This window comes from Amycolatopsis sp. NPDC039088 (assembly GCF_055598845.1).
Window position 1 is genome coordinate 1 of the sequence record NZ_JBVKAE010000044.1, and the last position, 15097, is coordinate 15097.

Here is a 15097-nt window from a genome sequence, read left to right on the forward strand (position 1 = left end):
CGTGAAGGCCTCCTTGAGGGACCCAGAGTCCCTCAAGGAGGCCTTCACGGACTTACCACCCACCACGCCACCTTTACCTTACCCCTCAATAGAACCCTACTTCGCACTCACGACCCCCTCGCAAAACCACGCATACCGCCCAAGTTGGACACTTACCCGTGCAAATAGAGTCCTTTGTGGACAGACCAGTCGCCGTCCCCGCTTCCGTCAGCCGGTCCGGACCCACGCCGGGGCACGCCACGTTTGGGTTACCTCTCAATAGAACAACCCAAATCACTCACGACCCCCTCGCGAAACCGTGCAAGTCGCCCAAACCGGGTACGTTCGTCTCGAAAAGTGTCCCTTATGGACAGTCAAGAGCTGGGTGAGGCCCCTATGCGTGAGCCCGTTCCCGCCGGGTCCGCCACGACACGCAAGGAAGGGGGCCTTCATGTGCTTCACGACCGGCCGCCGAGGTCACAGCCGTCCCACTGTCACCAGGGCTCACATCCGACGGTAGCGAAAGCCTCCTTCACTACCGTCAGAGTAGGCAAGGAGGCCTTCACTACCAGAAGAACGCGTACACAGGAGCGACACCGGCCCCACGTCCCGACACGTTTGACTTTCCCCTCAAATAACTTCCCCACCTTCGGCGGTTTACGATCACCGGCCGATCCGAGACCCTCAGCGCGACGCGCGGAACACCGCAACCGAGCGAAGGGCGCCTGTCTTGACGAAGAAGCTGCCACGCCGTCTCCTGCAGGGTCTCCTCGGAGCGGTTCTCCTCACCACGCTCGCCCCGGCCGTCGCCTGGGCCGAACCCCCGCAGGCCCTGCCGTCGAACGCGACCGAGGCCGACAGCACCTGGCAGCCCGCGTTCGATTACGACACCGACGGCTGCTACCCGACGCCCGCGATCTCGCCGACCGGCGCGCTCGCCCCCGGGCTCAAGAACTCCGGGGCCCTCAACGGTCAGTGCCGCGACCGATCAGACCTCGACAACACCAACTCCTACTCGCGGTCGAAGTGCAACAACGGCTGGTGCGCGTACCTGTACGACCTTTACTTCGAAAAGGACCAAGCCGTCCCGGGCATCGACTGTTGCGGGCATCGGCACGACATCGAACACGTCGTCGTCTGGGTCAGCGAAGGCCAAGCCCGGTACGTCTCGACGTCCGCGCACGGCAACTACTCCACTTACGACCGCTCCAAGGTCTCTTGGGAGGGAACCCACCCGAAGATCGTCTATCACAAGGACGGCGTGAGCACCCACTGCTTCCGCATCGCGAGCGCGACCGAACCGCCGGAGAACCACTACGGCGCCTGGCAGTACCCGGACCTCGTCAGCTGGGACGGGTTCCCGCCCGGAATCCGCGACACCCTCGTCCGCGCCGACTTCGGCAGCGCGAGCCTGGCGATCAAGGACGGTTCGTTCGCGAACAATCTGGCCAAGGCCAAGCCGGCGGGCATCCCGTTCGACCCCAACGGCTGAGGCCGGGATCAGTACTCGGACTCGGGAAGGGCGAGCCAGAGCACGAGATAGACGATGAACTGCGGACCGGGCAGCAGGCAGGACAGCACGGCGAGCAGGCGGACCTTGCCCGGCGTGGTGCCGAAGCGGTTGGCGATACCGGCGCAGACGCCGCCGATCATGCGGCCCTGTCGCGGGCGGGTGAGGCGGGTGGCTACGGGCTGGCTCACGGGTTCGTCCCTCTCGATCGTCACGGTGGGTTCTGAATCGGTGGATCCGATCCGGTGTGTGAAACCCATTTTCGTCTCGCGGCCGTCCGGCCGCATCCCACCGCGGGACGAAACGCACCCCTAAGGGCGTGAAATCGCGGTAAAGCAGCCACCTGGGAAAACGACGAAGACCCTGTGTTCTTCGCCCGTAAGGGCTGGCGTTCCCGGATCTTTTGACGATACTGCTCCGGTGCCCTCGAAGAGCCTGATCGCAGTCATCTGTGGCTTGTTCCTCGCCGCGGCCTGTGCCACACCGGAATCCGCGACCACACCGCCGCCGACTACGGACCGCGACGAAGCCCTGACCGCCTCCGCGGCGCTCGGGGAATACTCGTCGCTCGATTACTGCAGCCTCGTCGACCAGCGAAAAGTGATCGGCGGCGGAAACGCGGTCAAGCCGCCGCTGTCCTCTTTCGAGTTCTGCCGCCTGGAATTCGTCGAGGGCGCCAATCGCTACACCGTGACCACCGGCCCGATCGGTGCCGGGCAGGATCCGAACAATCAGCCCTACGAATACGGCGGACCACTGCCGGAAGGCGTCAGCGTCCAGCAATCGACGTTCAACGAGAACACCACCTGCACGCGGCTGCTGACCTTCGCCGACGGGATCCGGCTGTCCCTCGTCGTCACCTCCGACAACGTGGACGCGGCCGACCAGGCGAACCGCTGCCGGATCGCCGACGCGGCGGTGGGGAGTGCCGCGGGGGTGATCGCCGAGCACAAGGTCGGGCGACTGAACCTCGACCAGCGTTCGTGGGGCCGGGTCGCCCCGTGTGCCCTGCTCGACCAGCACGAACTCGACGCTTCCGCCGGTCCGGAGAGCAAACCCGCCCCGGAGCTGTCCGGGCACAGCTGCATCCGCGGCAAGGTCAGTGTCTCGCTGTCGGTGGGCGCGGACACCACGCCGGGCGCGACGGAGGCGCTGGGCGGGCGGCAGGTCCAGGTCACCACGTCGGGCGCGTTCTGTCAGGTGACCACGCACCGGCCGATCCCGGGCACCCCGGACCGGGTCGAGCAGGCGACACTCTCGGTGGTCGGCGTCGACGGCCCTGATGACGCTGATGCCACCGGCGACGTCGGGGGAGCGACCTGCTCGGCGGCGCGGGAGGCCGCGGTGGCGGTGTTCCCGAAGCTCCCGTAGCCCGCCACCCCCGCATTCAGAGGACTAAACGCGGTAGTTGCGCGCGCAAGGACCGCATTTAGAGGACTAAATGCGGGGAGTCAGCGGAGCTTGGGCAGCCGGAAGGAGCACATCGCCTCGTCCAGCGCTTCGGCGTCCAGCGGCGGATGCGGCAGCGGGGTGGCGCGGCCGGGTTCGGCGCGCAGGCCGTCCAGCAGCATCGCGAGACACCGGCGCCACAGGTCCGGCTGGATACTGTGCGTGAACTCGATGACCGAGCCGATCATCTGGTGCAGCAGCGGAATGTCCGTCGGTACGAAGTCCGCGCGGAGAGCGCCCGCCGACTGAGCCCGTTCGACGAGCTGTGTGATCAACGGCACCATGCGCGCTTTCGCCTCGGCGACGCGCTCGTGGCCGAAGACGTTCGACAGCATGACTTCCCGTAAACCGCGGTCGCCGGCGTGCAACTCGGCCGCGCGCCAGGTGAAGCTGACGAAGCCATCCCAGGGGTCTTCGGCGCGAAGCGCTTCTTCGGCGAACTGGCGGATCGTCTCGAACTGGTCGACGAACATGGCCTCGACCAGGTGTTCCTTGCTCGGGAACCGGCGATAGACGGTGCCGACGCCGACGCCGGCGTGATGCGCGACGTCATCGAGCGTCGCTTCGAGCCCGCGCTCGCCGAAGACGTCGCGTGCCGCCGCGATGATGCGCTGCCGATTGAGTTCAGCGTCGCGCCGCAACGGCCGCGCCGGTGCGGCGGGAGCGAGGTCCCGAGCCATCGGTCCAGCTTAACAAACAAAGTAGAGGACGCTTCTCCGCTTTTCGGGTACGTTGGCGACGAAAGGGGAGATACCTACTCCACATAGCTTCTTCGTCACTATCGGTGAGGAAACCGCCCGTATGCCTGAGTCATCCACCGCTGTCGCCACGCCGCCGGGGGACGCGGCCGCGCAGCACCCCAACCCACACCACGCCAGGAGATGGCTGATCCTGGTCGTGATCGGCCTCGCCCAGCTGATGGTGGTGCTCGACGCCACCGTCGTGAACATCGCGCTCCCGTCCGCGCAGCAAGACCTCGGCTTCTCGAACGACGCCCGGCAATGGGTCGTCACCGCTTACGCGCTCGCGTTCGGCAGCCTGCTCCTGCTGGGCGGGCGGCTCGCGGACCTCTTCGGTCGCAAACGCGCCTTCCTGGTCGGCCTCGCCGGCTTCGCCATCGTGTCGGCGATCGGCGGCGCCGCCACCAGCATCGAAATGCTGCTCGTCGCCCGCGCCGCGCAGGGTGCCTTCGGCGCTCTTCTCGCCCCGGCGGCCCTTTCGCTGCTGACCACGACCTTCACCGACCCGAAGGAACGCGGTAAAGCCTTCGGTGTCTTCGGCGCGATCGGTGGTGGCGGCGCCGCGATCGGCCTGCTGCTCGGCGGCGTGCTGACCGAATACCTCGACTGGCGCTGGTCGATGTACGTCAACATCATCTTCGCGGTGATCGCGTTCGCCGGCGCGGCTGTACTGCTGAAGAACGCCGAAAGCGAAGGTCCGCGTCCGAAGCTCGACATCCCGGGCACGATCACCGCGTCGGCCGGTCTGTTCGCGCTGGTCTATGGCTTCGCGAACGCCGAACGTGACTCGTGGTCCTCGATCTCGGTCTGGGGTTTCCTCGCCGCCGGTGTCGTGCTGCTCGCCGCGTTCGTCGTGATCCAGCAACGGGCAGCGCATCCGCTGCTGCCGTTGCGCGTCCTGCTCGACCGTGACCGCGGCGGCTCCTACCTCGCCATGTTCCTGCTCGCCATCGGGATGTTCTCGATCTTCCTGTTCCTCACCTTCTACATCCAGCTGAACCTGAAATTCACGCCGGTGCAGAGCGGGGTCGCGTTCCTGCCGATGGTCGCCACCCTGATGGCCAGCGCGACGTCGGCGACCGCCGTGCTCCTGCCGAAGTTCGGTGCGAAACCGTTGGTGTCACTGGGAATGCTGATCGCCGGACTGGGCCTGTTCTGGCTATCGGCCATCGACACCACCAGCACCTACGCCAGCGGCGTGCTCTTCCCGCTGATGGTCATGGGCGTCGGTATCGGCCTGGCCATGGCACCCGCGATGAGCGTCGCGACCTTCGGCGTCGACACGCACGACGCCGGTGTCGCGTCGGCCGCGGTCAACACCGCGCAGCAGGTCGGCGGCTCGATCGGGACCGCGCTGCTGAGCACGCTCGCCGGGAACGCCGCGACGTCGTTCCTGGTCGGTAAGACGCCTTCGCCGCAACTCGCGGCCGAAGCGGCGGTGCACAGCTACACGACCGCTTTCGTTTGGGGCGGGTGGATCTTCGTCGCGGGGGCGGTGATCTGCGGGCTGCTGCTGCGGTCGGGGGCCCCGGCGAAGGCTCCGGAGGGGGCTGAGGCTCCGGTCGCGGTGCACATGTAGGGGATGAGAGGAAGGGTCCTTTCCTTGCAAAATTTGCAAGGAAAGGACCTTTCATGGCGCGCGAGAGGGGTGTCAACGGGACTGTGACCGCACGGCTTCGAAGACCTCGTCGTCCCACCGGTGGGTCCGGATCAGCCGGTACCGTTCGCACGCCACCCACAGGTACGCCTCGGCGTCCGTGCGCGAGCCGATCATGTCGGCCTGCCGCAGCATCGCCACCACCGGTACGTACTCCTCGTCGAACCACCGTTGCGCCAACGTCGCACGGTCCGAGTAGCGGCCTTCGTCCTGCATCAGCCGGAAACCCCACGCCTCCACGTGCTCACCGAGCCGCGCGTAGTCCCACGGATCCGTGAACACCACCGAAGCCCGCGAGGGCCCGGAAAGCGGGACGCGCTCCAGGAACAGCCGCCGGTAGTCCTTCACGATCAGGTCGCCGCGGTACCGGATGCCGCTCGGGTCCAGTTTGGTCCGCACCTCGGTGACCATCGCCTCTATTGTGGACAGTCCCATCGCGTGTCCCACCGAAACGCGGTGATGCCCGTCGATGATGAAATGCAGTTCGCCGACGCGGTACACCTCGATCGGCGGGATCGATTCGCCGCGTCTGGTCGCGAGCGCCAGCCGTTCCCAGCGTTCGCGGACGCGGCCGGACGTCGGGCGGAAGCGGCGGTCGAAATCGCGGCCGCGGTCGACGCTGCCGACGATCGAGTCGAGCCGGATCACCCGCGACCCGATCCTCCGCTCGCCGAGATAGCCGAGCGCGTCGACCACCTCGTGGAACGGCAGCATGATGTTGACGTCGTCGGGCTCGCGGCGCAGCCAGGTCGCCAGCCGGGACAGGACCTGTCGCCGTCGCGCGCGGAGGAAGTCGTGCTCCGCGTCCGCCCGGGGAAAACCGGTGTCCTTCATAAGAACTCCATGATCCGGTGCCCGACCACGTTGCGTACCGTGGTTTCGCCGACCACCCGGTCCGGCACGGGTTCGCCGTGCGGGTGGATGTGCCCGTGCAGCAACCATTTCGGCCGCAGCGACTCGATCGTGCGATGGAGACAGTCGAAGCCGCGGTGCGGTGGATCCTCGCGGTCACCGCAGTGCCGTGGCGGCGCGTGGGTGAGCAGGATGTCGACCTCCCGCCCGTCCCGCCGACGGCGGAAGCGCGCCCGGCGCACGAGCCGCCGCGCACGCCGCGCCTGCTGGCGTTGCGTCCACTGGTTCGGGCCGTCGTTGTAGCGGACCGAACCGCCGAGCCCGGCGACCCGGAGCCCGCAGACGTCGACGATCCGGCCGTCCGCGTTCACCCCGCCCGCCGGGCCCGGCCACTCCGCGGGAAAACCGTCCTTCATGGACAGTCCGCCGTAACGGGTGTAGCCCGACAGGTCGGGATCGTGGTTGCCAGGGACGAACACGCAGGGCACGTCGAGCGCGCTCGCCAGGAACTCCAGGTAGTCGTACGGCAGGTCGCCGGCGCCGATGACGAGGTCGGCCGGGTGGTTGTGGACAGCGGAGGTCCACAATCGCTCTTCGACCTCGTCCGCGACGACCAGCGCCTTCATACGCCCCAGCGTAATGCCGAGCGCGCTATTTGGTGCCGTGCGCGAACGCGGGGTCCTTCGCGATGATCGCGATCACGACGCACAGCCAGACGAGGCAGAAGGCGAGAGCCCAGAACTTGAGGTTGGTCAGGATCCTTGGCATGAGGGAACTCCAGTACTACCGAAGGGAAGGTGCTCAGAGCCAGCGGTTCTTCCTGAATATTCGGTAGAGCAGGATGCAGACGCCGAAGATGACCGTCATCGCCACCGGGTAGCCGAAGCGCCAATGCAGCTCCGGCATGTAGTCGAAGTTCATCCCGTAGATGCCGGCCAGCGCGGTCGGGACCGCGATGATCGCCGCCCACGCGGTGATCTTGCGCATGTCGGTGTTCTGCTGGAGCGTGATCTTCGCCAGCGTCGCGTCCACCAGCGTGGTCAGCAGTTCGTCGAAGTTCGCGACCCGTTCCGCGACCGTCGTGAGGTGGTCGGAGACGTCACGGAAGTACGAGCGGACCTCGTCCGGGATCAGCCGCGTGTAGCCCTCGGCGAGCCGCTGCAGCGGTGTGCCCAGCGGCATGACCGCGCGCCGCAGCTCCAGCACCTCGCGTTTCATGAAGTAGATCTGCTCGGCGCTCACCTTGGAGCGCGGCGCGAAGACGTGCGTCTCCATCTCGTCGATGTCCGACTCGATCGCGGTGGTCACGTCGAGGTAGTGGTCGACGACGTGGTCGGCGATCGCGTGCAGCACCGCGGACGGGCCGAGGTCGAGCCGCTCCGGCTCCTGGTCGAGTTCGCGACGCAGCCGGGCGAGCCCCGAGTGGTTCCCGTGCCGCACGGTGATCACGAAGTCGCGGCCGAGGAACGCCATCAGCTCGCCGGTCTCGACGATCTCGTTCGCCGTCGCGGGCGACTCGTGTTCGACGTAGCGGACCGTCTTCAGCACCATGAACAGCGTGTCGTCGTAGCGTTCGAGCTTGGGCCGCTGGTGCGCTTCGAGCGCGTCCTCGACGGCCAGTTCGTGCAGGCCGAAGGTGTCCGCGATGCCCTGTATCTGGACCGCGTCCGGCTCGTGCAGGCCGATCCAGACGAATCCGGCGTGCCGTTTGCGCACCTCTTTGATCGCCTCGGAGTGCGACCACCGGCCGGGCAGGCGCTTGCCCTCCACGTACACCGCGCAATCGACGACGTACGCCGAAAGGGGGACGGGCAACGGGCGTTCGGGGACGCTCTTGGCGCGGCCGTTGCTCCGGCCGCGAAGGCCGCCGAGCGAGGGAATGGCAGGCATGGGATCTCCTGGGCAGACGTCGTGCGTTGTGCGCGAAGACGACGGGCCAAGCGGTCGGGGGGCCGCTCGGCTAGGCCAGCGTTCCCGGTTTCGTCAGCCCTACCAGGTGGGGAACCGGCGAGACGTGAAAGCGGGAACGCTGCGACTACTAGGAAGCGGACTATCGCCACTGGACATCGGGTTCCTCACCTCCTCGGCTCGGCGGACGGTTACGCAGTGGTGTGGGTCGCGTTGACGACCCGACACCAATGGTCGAGGGTACTCCTCAACACGAAGGCCTGTCGTTCCAGGCTCACGCCGCGTTACTCGTGCAGGAGGAATGGGTGCAGTTCGGTCGCTATTACGAAGAGTTCGAGGTCGGCGCGGTCTACAAGCACTGGCCGGGCAAAACGGTCACCGAGTACGACGACCACCTGTTCTGCCTGATCACCATGAACCACCATCCGCTGCACCTCGACGCGCACTACGCCGAGGAAACCACCGACTTCGGCAAGAACGTCGTGGTCGGCAACTACATTTACTCGCTGCTGCTCGGGATGTCGGTGCCGGACGTGTCCGGCAAGGCGATCGCGAACCTCGAGGTCGAGTCGCTGAAGCACGTGAAGCCGACCTTCCACGGCGACACCATCTACGGCGAGACCGAGGTGCTGGACAAGACGCCGTCGAAGTCGAAGGACGATCGCGGCGTCGTCTACGTCGAGACGCGCGGGTACAAGCAGGACGGCACGATCGTGTGTGTGTTCCGTCGCAAGGTGATGGTGCCGAAGCGGTCCTACGGTGACACCAGGGGCGGTGAACAGCCCGGCCGCCCCGTTCCGCACGAATAATGGGTGTCACGAACGGGAAGAGGGAGCGCGTCGATGCCCATCGGGCTGGATGAGATCAAGAGCAGGCTGCGGAAGTTCGCGACGGTCGAGGCGGCCGGTGTTTCGCCGCTGTACGAGCACCTGGCGGCCAAGGCGGCCGAGGACGACGACGTCGCCGGGCTGCTGACCGACGCCCGCGGCGGCGAGGCGCGCGGGACGCTGCTGATGGCGACCGCGCACCGGCTCATCCAGGCCGACCCGATCCACCCGCTTTCGCGGTACTACCCGTCCGTCGGCGGCTTCGACGGCGTGGACTCGGAGACGTGGCCGCTGTTCCGCTCGTTCCTGCTGGAGCGGGCGGACAAGGCGCGGGCGATCATCTCTTCGCGCTACACGCAGACCAACGAGGTCCGCCGCGCCGCGCTGCTCTACCCCGCCGTCACGACGGCGGCGAAGGAGGCGGGCGGCAAGATCGCGTTGCTGGAGGTCGGCTGCAGCGCGGGGCTGCTGCTCGGATTGGACAAGTACGCCTACCGCTACCAGTGCGACGGCGGCGAGCAGCTCACCGCCGGGCCCGCGAAGGCCGCTGTCGGCCTGCACTGCGCGCTCGACCTCGCCCCCGGCGCCGTCACGCCGAAGGTGCCGAAGAAGCTGGCGATCATCGCCCGCGCCGGTCTCGACCGTGCCCCAGTAGACCTGAGCGACGAAGACGAACTGGCCTGGCTCGAAGCCTGCGTCTGGGCCGACCAGCCGGACCGGATCCGGCTGCTGCGCACGGCCGCGGCCGCGCAGGGCAAGCAGCGGCCGGAGCTCATCACCGGCGACGCCGTCGACGACCTCGCCTCGGCCGCCGCCACCCTGCCCGCCGACGTGCCGCTGGTCGTGCTGACCAGCCACGTGCTGGCGTACTTGGGGGAGCGGCGAGCGGACTTCGTCGACGCGCTCCGGAAGCTGGCGGGGGAACGGCCGCTGTGGTGGGTGAGCGAGGAGTTCTACGGCGCCGCCTTGGAGCCGTTGCTGCCCGGGCGGGCCGAACTGGCCGACACCAACGGGACGGCTGTTCTCGGGCTCGTCCGATGGGAAGGCGACACGCCGGAGGTGCGAGCGCTCGCCAGGACGGCGCCGCACGGGCAGCGGATGACTTGGCTGCCGGTTTAGCCTTTTTGCCTGCTGGAGAAGATGTCGGTAAAGCATCGCGGAGGATAATTTTCACCTCTCGCGCTGCTTTATCCTCACGTCATTTGCCAAATCGAGCACGGCATTTGTCACGCCCGGGAGATATTCCCGGTCGGCAACACACCCCAGTCGCGGAGAGTGACGAACAGGAGTTCGGCCAACCGGCCGTCTTTGTCGAGTTCGATCAAGGTGCGGGCGTCGAACCAGCGGGCGTCGTCGGCGTCGTCACCGGCACGGAGAGTGCCGCCGGTGACCGCGCAGGCGTAGTCGTGGATGTCGTACGGGCCGCGCCGCACGTTGCCGACGAATGTGCCCGGCGTCACGTCCAGTCCGGTCTCTTCCCGCATTTCACGGATCACGGCCGCTTCGTCCGATTCGCCGGGTTCGACCCGTCCTCCGGGGACGGACCAGAGTCCACGTCCGGGTTCATTCGCCCGCCGGATCAGGAGGATTCGCCCGTGTTCGTCGTGGACGATCCCGCCGACACAGCGGACGGTGCTGTCCGAAACGGTGTTCATTCCCGAATGGTAGACGCGGACGTCCTGACAACGACTGTCCTATACACGGAGAGTAGCCGTACGGTACACTTCCCCTCGCCGGCTGACCCAAGCGCGGGACTTCCCTCCCGCGCGGGTGGAAGGTGCGGTACAAAATGAATGGTCAGTATCCGCAGTCAGTCACCGCAAGAGACAGGATTGATCGCTGTGAACGCGAAAAAGCTCCTCACTTTCGCAGGAATCGCGTTGGTGCTGTTCTTCGTGATCGCGCAGCCAGGTCAGGCCGCGGGCCTCGTGGGAAACATCATCGGCTTCCTGCGTGACTCGGCCGAATCAGTGATCACCTTCGTCAGCAACGTCTTCAGCTAGCGGACGGCGGATACTCTATCGGTATGTTCGCCCCACGCGATCCAGACGAGTATCTCCTCGACACCGAGCGGCGGGTCATCAGGATCCGCCGGCACTGGGCTGTGCTGTTGTGGGACACCTTCGAGGCGGTCGCCCTCCTGGCGATCTGCGTCCTGGTGTCCTACCTGCTGCCGCCCGCCGCGTGGGTGATCCAGAACATCCTGTGGTACGCCGCGTTGCTGGTCGTCCTGCGGTTCGCGTACATCGTGATGGAGTGGTGGGTCGAGCGGCTGGTCGTCACCGACAAGCGGTTCGTGATGACCACCGGCGTCTTCACCACGAAGGTGCTGATGATGCCGATCACCAAGGTCACCGACCTCACCTACGAACGTTCGGCGTGGGGCCGGATGATGGGGTACGGCACGATGGTGGTCGAGTCGGCCGGTCAGATCCAGGCGCTGAACCGCATCGACTACCTGCCGCGGCCGGAAGAGTTCTACGACACGATCTCCGAACTCGTCTTCGGCGACAAGCAGAAGCAGGCCGAGCGTTTCTCGATGATCAAGGCCCAGCGTGCCGCCCGCGGCAAGAAGAAGGTCGGCTAGTCGCTGGTACCGACTCAGTCCTGACTCAGGTCTGACCCGGCTGAGCGCAGGTACCGACTCAGCGGTGACCCAGGTCTTTTGATCTTTTGGAGTCGCGCGCCTTTTGGCCGCCAGGCCTCAGGGGTGCGATGGCAGGGCGCCCTTACCGCGATGGCGACGCAGGGCACTTTGTCGCGCCCTGGCAGCGCGGCCCTGACCAGCGCGATAGACAATACAGCTGATGCGCATCGACCTGCACGCCCACTCCACCGCCTCCGACGGCACCGACAGCCCTGCCGGGCTCGTCGCTGCCGCCGCGAAGGCGGGCCTCGACGTAGTCGCGATCACCGATCACGACACCACGGCCGGCTGGGCCCCGGCCGCCGAGGCACTGCCGCCGGGCCTTTCCCTGGTTCCCGGCGCCGAGCTGTCCACGATCTCCGTCGATCCGGTGACCGGGCGGCACGTCAGTGTCCATCTGCTCGCGTACCTCTTCGATCCCGAGTCGGCGGCGCTCGTCGCCGAGCAGACCCGGCTGCGGTCGGAGCGGCGGTGGCGGTTGCGGGTGATGGCCGAACGGATGGCGGCCGACGGTCTGCCCGTCGATCCCGACGAGGTCATGTCGCTGCTGCCCGAGGACGGTTCGGCCGGACGGCCGCATCTCGCGCAAGCCCTGGTGCGCGCCGGGGTCGTCTCGTCGGTGAACGAGGCCTTCGGGAGCTATCTCGGCAACGGCAGCGGGTATTTCGTGGCACGGCAGGACACGGCGGTGGAGGACGCGATCGACATGATCGCGGAAGCGGGCGGGGTCACCGTGATCGCGCATCCCTTCGCCTACACGCGGGGCGCGACCATCACCGTCGACGTCCTCGCCGATCTCGCCCGGCGTGGCCTGACCGGGGTCGAGGTCGACCACCCGAATCACGACGAAGAGACCCGCGTCCAGCTGCACGGGCTCGCGGGGGAGCTGGGACTCGTGCGCACCGGGTCGAGCGACTACCACGGCACGAACAAGACCATCGACCTCGGCGACGAGACCACCGACCCGCTCGCGCTGGAGGAACTCGTCTCGCGGTCGACCGGGTACGAGGTCGTGAAGCGGTGACGATCACGGACTTCTTCGACGCGCGCCTGTTCATGAGCGCGACGATCACGCTGATCGTCATCATGGACCCGCCCGGCACGGTGCCGGTGTTCCTGAGCCTGACCGGCCGCAAATCCGTGGCGTTCCGCGCCAAGGCCGCGCGGCAGGCGGTGCTGGTGTCGCTGCTGGTGATCTCGCTGTTCGCCGTGGCGGGACAGGCGATCCTGTCGTATCTCGGCATCGGCATCCCCGCGCTGCAGGGCGCTGGCGGGCTGTTGCTGCTGCTGATCGCGTTGCAGTTGCTAACCGGCAAGACCGGCGGCGAGGCCGAGGCGGCGAGCGACGACGTCAACGTCGCGCTGGTACCGCTCGGGACGCCGCTGCTCGCCGGTCCCGGTGCGATCGCCGCGACCATCGTCTTCGTACGGCAGGCCGACGGGCACGTGGGCGCATACGTGGCTCTCGCGCTTTCGATCGTGACGGTGCACTTCGTGCTGTACCTGTGCATGCGGTACTCGGGCGTGGTCATCCGGCTGATCAAGGAAAGCGGGATCACGCTGCTGGCGAAGATCGCCGGTCTGCTGCTGGCCGCGATCGCCGTCGAACTGGTGGCGAACTCGGTGAAGGGCTTCATCGCGGGGACCTGACCTGCGGGACGGCCCTCCGGCGATAGCAAAGGTCCCTTGCTCTCTTTTCGGGCTTCCGGTCTCGGTCGCTGTGCCGTGAAGGCCTCCTTCCCTACTTTGAAGGTCAGGGTCCCGGCAAAGTCGAGATCTTGCAGGTCAGGTGACTGTTCCCGCATTGTCGCGTGGGCGCGCACCCCCTGGGGGCCGGTTCGGTTTTGCGAAAGCCTCTTCCGCAACCTTAAACGTTACGAAAGAGGCGGTGTGAGCCGGGAAATCGGGAGCCGGGCATGCCCCCAATGCGGCATTGGGGACGGTGAGCGTCCCCAATGCCGCATTGGGGACATCAGATCGCAGCGCGAGCCGATACCGCACGCAACACGCCACGTTTGAAGGTAGTGAAGGAGGCCTTCACGGACTCTGAGTCGCTCAAGGAGGCCTTCACGGACCGGCGCACGCTCGGCAGGGGGTCGGCGGCCGGGCGATAGCAAAGGTCCCTTGCTCTCCTCCTGGGGATCCCCTCGAAAAGTGTCGGTGGGGGTGCGTAGCGTTGCGGGCGGGGTGATCCGATGGAGCAGATTGGTTTCGACTTCGGCGTCGAGGCGCCGCGCAAGCTGACGAAGGTCTCGCCCGCGCGCCTCGCGACGTTCGAAGATTGCCCGCGCCGCTATCGCATGTCGTACCTCGACCGCCCGTCCCCGACCCGTACCGGGGCGTGGGCGCACAGCACGCTCGGCGCGGTGGTGCACAACGCGTTGCGGGCGTTGTTCGACCTGCCGGTGGTCAAACGCGTGCCGCAGCGGGCGATGGCGCTCGTCGCCGAGCACTGGAAGGACGCCGGGTTCGAAGACACCGACCAGGCAGCCCGGTATCGCGCCCGCGCGAAGGCCTGGGTCGCGGATTACGTCGAGCACAACGACGTCAGCGTCGATCCGGTCGGGCTGGAGCGCTGGGTTTCGGCGCCCGTCACGCTCGAACCGGGCAGCGGGCCCAGCCTCATCATCGAGGGTCGCGCCGACCGTATCGACCAGCGCGGCCGGGAACTGGTGATCATCGACTACAAGACCGGTCGTCGTGAGCCGGACGAGTACGAGGCTCGGTCTTCGCAGGCCTTGGCGCTGTACGCCGTCGCGGCCGCCCGGACGCTGCGCACACCGTGCTATCAGGTCGAGTTGCATCACGTGCCCACCGGCACCATCGCGGCAGCCGAACACACCGAGCAGAGCCTCAAACGGCATCTCCAACGCGCCGACGAGACCGCCGGGGATCTGCGGCTGGCAACGGATACCCTGAGCGCGGGCGGCGACGAGGACGTGTTGTTCCCGGCGCGCCCTGGCCGCCGTTGCGCCTGGTGCGATTTCCGGCCCAGTTGCGCGGCGGGTCAAGAGGCCGGCCCCGCGGCTCAGCCGTGGGAGCTGCTGGCGCCCCTGAAATCCTGAGACCTCGACGATTGGACAGGCGAGGACGTGTCGTCACCGGACACCGAAGAGCTCGCGACCACGCCGCTGCCCGTGAGCCCGGACGAGCCCACGGCGACCCGACGCGGAAATTTCTGGCGCGGCCTGACCGGCTCGCTCGCGGCCGGGATGGTCGTGCTCGCGACGTGCGTCCTGGTGATCGCCGGGATCTGTCTCTTCACCGCCGCGCCAGGGCCGGGTCCCTTGATGTTGATCGGCCATCCGGTCGCGGCGGTGCTCGCCGTGTTCGCACAGCGGACCGCTGATGCGCGGAATGGCCGCGTCGCGGGCTTCGCGGGTCTCGTCGTCGTGGTGAGCGTGACGGCCGCGCTGAGCCTGTTCTGGTGGAGCTGACCGCGGCAGGAAAGTGCCACCCTGCCCAAAAACCCCTTCGGTCCCTGGAAACTCTGTATCACCGGGCACGTCGTGGAAGACCACGCTGTCC

The 15097-nt window shown here is 67.2% G+C and carries 17 protein-coding genes; 11 read left to right on the forward strand and 6 right to left on the reverse strand.

Features of this window, described 5'->3' with window-relative positions; all coding sequences use genetic code 11:
- Positions 1-709: 709 nt before the first annotated feature.
- A complete protein-coding gene (locus ACZ7KI_RS37270) occupies positions 710-1471 on the forward strand; it encodes an NPP1 family protein (protein WP_470277716.1) in 762 nt (253 codons plus the stop codon).
- Positions 1472-1479: 8 nt separating this feature from the next.
- Here ACZ7KI_RS37270 and ACZ7KI_RS37275 read toward each other — a convergent pair whose 3' ends face one another.
- Entirely contained in the window at positions 1480-1680 is a 201-nt protein-coding gene (locus tag ACZ7KI_RS37275) for a PspC domain-containing protein (RefSeq protein WP_470277717.1), read from the reverse strand.
- Positions 1681-1909: 229 nt separating this feature from the next.
- Here ACZ7KI_RS37275 and ACZ7KI_RS37280 point away from each other — a divergent pair, with 229 nt between their 5' ends.
- A complete protein-coding gene (locus ACZ7KI_RS37280) occupies positions 1910-2860 on the forward strand; it encodes a hypothetical protein (protein WP_470277718.1) in 951 nt (316 codons plus the stop codon).
- Between the two features lie 80 nt (positions 2861-2940).
- Here ACZ7KI_RS37280 and ACZ7KI_RS37285 read toward each other — a convergent pair whose 3' ends face one another.
- On the reverse strand, positions 2941-3618 hold the full coding sequence (locus ACZ7KI_RS37285) for a TetR/AcrR family transcriptional regulator (RefSeq protein ID WP_470277719.1): 678 nt from the start codon (positions 3616-3618) through the stop codon (positions 2941-2943).
- Positions 3619-3739: 121 nt separating this feature from the next.
- Between ACZ7KI_RS37285 and ACZ7KI_RS37290 the strand changes: the two genes are divergently transcribed.
- Entirely contained in the window at positions 3740-5257 is a 1518-nt protein-coding gene (locus ACZ7KI_RS37290) for an MFS transporter (RefSeq protein WP_470277720.1), read from the forward strand.
- A gap of 72 nt (positions 5258-5329) precedes the next feature.
- On the opposite strand, the gene ACZ7KI_RS37295 is transcribed toward ACZ7KI_RS37290, so the two are convergent.
- The 3 genes from ACZ7KI_RS37295 to corA all read right to left on the reverse strand — a co-directional run bounded on the left by ACZ7KI_RS37295 (position 5330) and on the right by corA (position 8077).
- Positions 5330-6169, reverse strand: coding sequence for a chromosome partitioning protein ParB (locus ACZ7KI_RS37295; RefSeq protein WP_470277721.1), 840 nt, complete (start codon positions 6167-6169; stop codon positions 5330-5332).
- Positions 6166-6813 carry a metallophosphoesterase family protein gene (locus tag ACZ7KI_RS37300; protein WP_470277722.1) on the reverse strand — a complete coding sequence of 216 codons (648 nt, stop codon included), beginning with the start codon at positions 6811-6813 and terminating at the stop codon, positions 6166-6168. Before ACZ7KI_RS37300 ends, ACZ7KI_RS37295 begins: the two co-directional genes overlap by 4 nt.
- Before the next feature lie 175 nt (positions 6814-6988).
- Positions 6989-8077 carry a magnesium/cobalt transporter CorA gene (gene corA / locus ACZ7KI_RS37305; RefSeq protein ID WP_470277723.1) on the reverse strand — a complete coding sequence of 363 codons (1089 nt, stop codon included), beginning with the start codon at positions 8075-8077 and terminating at the stop codon, positions 6989-6991.
- A 248-nt stretch (positions 8078-8325) separates the two neighbouring features.
- Here corA and ACZ7KI_RS37310 point away from each other — a divergent pair, with 248 nt between their 5' ends.
- Both ACZ7KI_RS37310 and ACZ7KI_RS37315 read left to right on the forward strand, forming a co-directional pair.
- A complete protein-coding gene (locus tag ACZ7KI_RS37310) occupies positions 8326-8904 on the forward strand; it encodes a MaoC family dehydratase (RefSeq protein WP_016331476.1) in 579 nt (192 codons plus the stop codon).
- 33 nt (positions 8905-8937) lie between these two features.
- Positions 8938-10041: a DUF2332 domain-containing protein gene (locus tag ACZ7KI_RS37315; RefSeq protein WP_470277724.1), complete on the forward strand. Its 1104-nt coding sequence runs from the start codon at positions 8938-8940 to the stop codon at positions 10039-10041.
- Between the two features lie 107 nt (positions 10042-10148).
- Here ACZ7KI_RS37315 and ACZ7KI_RS37320 read toward each other — a convergent pair whose 3' ends face one another.
- A complete protein-coding gene (locus ACZ7KI_RS37320; protein ID WP_470277725.1) occupies positions 10149-10577 on the reverse strand; it encodes an NUDIX hydrolase in 429 nt (142 codons plus the stop codon).
- Between the two features lie 138 nt (positions 10578-10715).
- On the opposite strand from ACZ7KI_RS37320, the gene ACZ7KI_RS37325 reads away from it, so the two are divergent.
- The 6 genes from ACZ7KI_RS37325 (at position 10716) to ACZ7KI_RS37350 (ending at position 15006) form a co-directional block, all read left to right on the forward strand.
- Positions 10716-10925 carry a hypothetical protein gene (locus ACZ7KI_RS37325; RefSeq protein ID WP_465504951.1) on the forward strand — a complete coding sequence of 70 codons (210 nt, stop codon included), beginning with the start codon at positions 10716-10718 and terminating at the stop codon, positions 10923-10925.
- A gap of 23 nt (positions 10926-10948) precedes the next feature.
- Complete coding sequence (locus ACZ7KI_RS37330) at positions 10949-11509, forward strand: PH domain-containing protein (protein ID WP_465504794.1); 561 nt, start codon at positions 10949-10951, stop codon at positions 11507-11509.
- 220 nt (positions 11510-11729) lie between these two features.
- Positions 11730-12593, forward strand: a complete 864-nt coding sequence (locus ACZ7KI_RS37335; protein ID WP_470277726.1) for a PHP domain-containing protein — start codon at positions 11730-11732, stop codon at positions 12591-12593.
- Positions 12590-13219 carry a MarC family protein gene (locus ACZ7KI_RS37340; protein WP_061988327.1) on the forward strand — a complete coding sequence of 210 codons (630 nt, stop codon included), beginning with the start codon at positions 12590-12592 and terminating at the stop codon, positions 13217-13219. Before ACZ7KI_RS37335 ends, ACZ7KI_RS37340 begins: the two co-directional genes overlap by 4 nt.
- A 545-nt stretch (positions 13220-13764) precedes the next feature.
- Positions 13765-14634, forward strand: coding sequence for a RecB family exonuclease (locus ACZ7KI_RS37345; protein ID WP_470277727.1), 870 nt, complete (start codon positions 13765-13767; stop codon positions 14632-14634).
- A gap of 27 nt (positions 14635-14661) precedes the next feature.
- Positions 14662-15006 (forward strand): hypothetical protein, encoded by a 345-nt coding sequence (locus tag ACZ7KI_RS37350; RefSeq protein ID WP_470277728.1) that lies wholly within the window; start codon positions 14662-14664, stop codon positions 15004-15006.
- The last annotated feature ends 91 nt before the right edge of the window (positions 15007-15097 follow it).

Coding starts and splice junctions, on each gene's coding strand:
- ACZ7KI_RS37285 (WP_470277719.1), bottom strand. CDS start 3,618: ATGGCTCGGGACCTCGCTCCCGCCGCACCGGCGCGGCCGTTGCGGCGC.
- ACZ7KI_RS37290 (WP_470277720.1), top strand. CDS start 3,740: ATGCCTGAGTCATCCACCGCTGTCGCCACGCCGCCGGGGGACGCGGCC.
- ACZ7KI_RS37295 (WP_470277721.1), bottom strand. CDS start 6,169: ATGAAGGACACCGGTTTTCCCCGGGCGGACGCGGAGCACGACTTCCTC.
- ACZ7KI_RS37300 (WP_470277722.1), bottom strand. CDS start 6,813: ATGAAGGCGCTGGTCGTCGCGGACGAGGTCGAAGAGCGATTGTGGACC.
- corA (WP_470277723.1), bottom strand. CDS start 8,077: ATGCCTGCCATTCCCTCGCTCGGCGGCCTTCGCGGCCGGAGCAACGGC.
- ACZ7KI_RS37310 (WP_016331476.1), top strand. CDS start 8,326: ATGGTCGAGGGTACTCCTCAACACGAAGGCCTGTCGTTCCAGGCTCAC.
- ACZ7KI_RS37315 (WP_470277724.1), top strand. CDS start 8,938: ATGCCCATCGGGCTGGATGAGATCAAGAGCAGGCTGCGGAAGTTCGCG.
- ACZ7KI_RS37320 (WP_470277725.1), bottom strand. CDS start 10,577: ATGAACACCGTTTCGGACAGCACCGTCCGCTGTGTCGGCGGGATCGTC.
- ACZ7KI_RS37325 (WP_465504951.1), top strand. CDS start 10,716: ATGGTCAGTATCCGCAGTCAGTCACCGCAAGAGACAGGATTGATCGCT.
- ACZ7KI_RS37330 (WP_465504794.1), top strand. CDS start 10,949: ATGTTCGCCCCACGCGATCCAGACGAGTATCTCCTCGACACCGAGCGG.
- ACZ7KI_RS37335 (WP_470277726.1), top strand. CDS start 11,730: ATGCGCATCGACCTGCACGCCCACTCCACCGCCTCCGACGGCACCGAC.
- ACZ7KI_RS37345 (WP_470277727.1), top strand. CDS start 13,765: ATGGAGCAGATTGGTTTCGACTTCGGCGTCGAGGCGCCGCGCAAGCTG.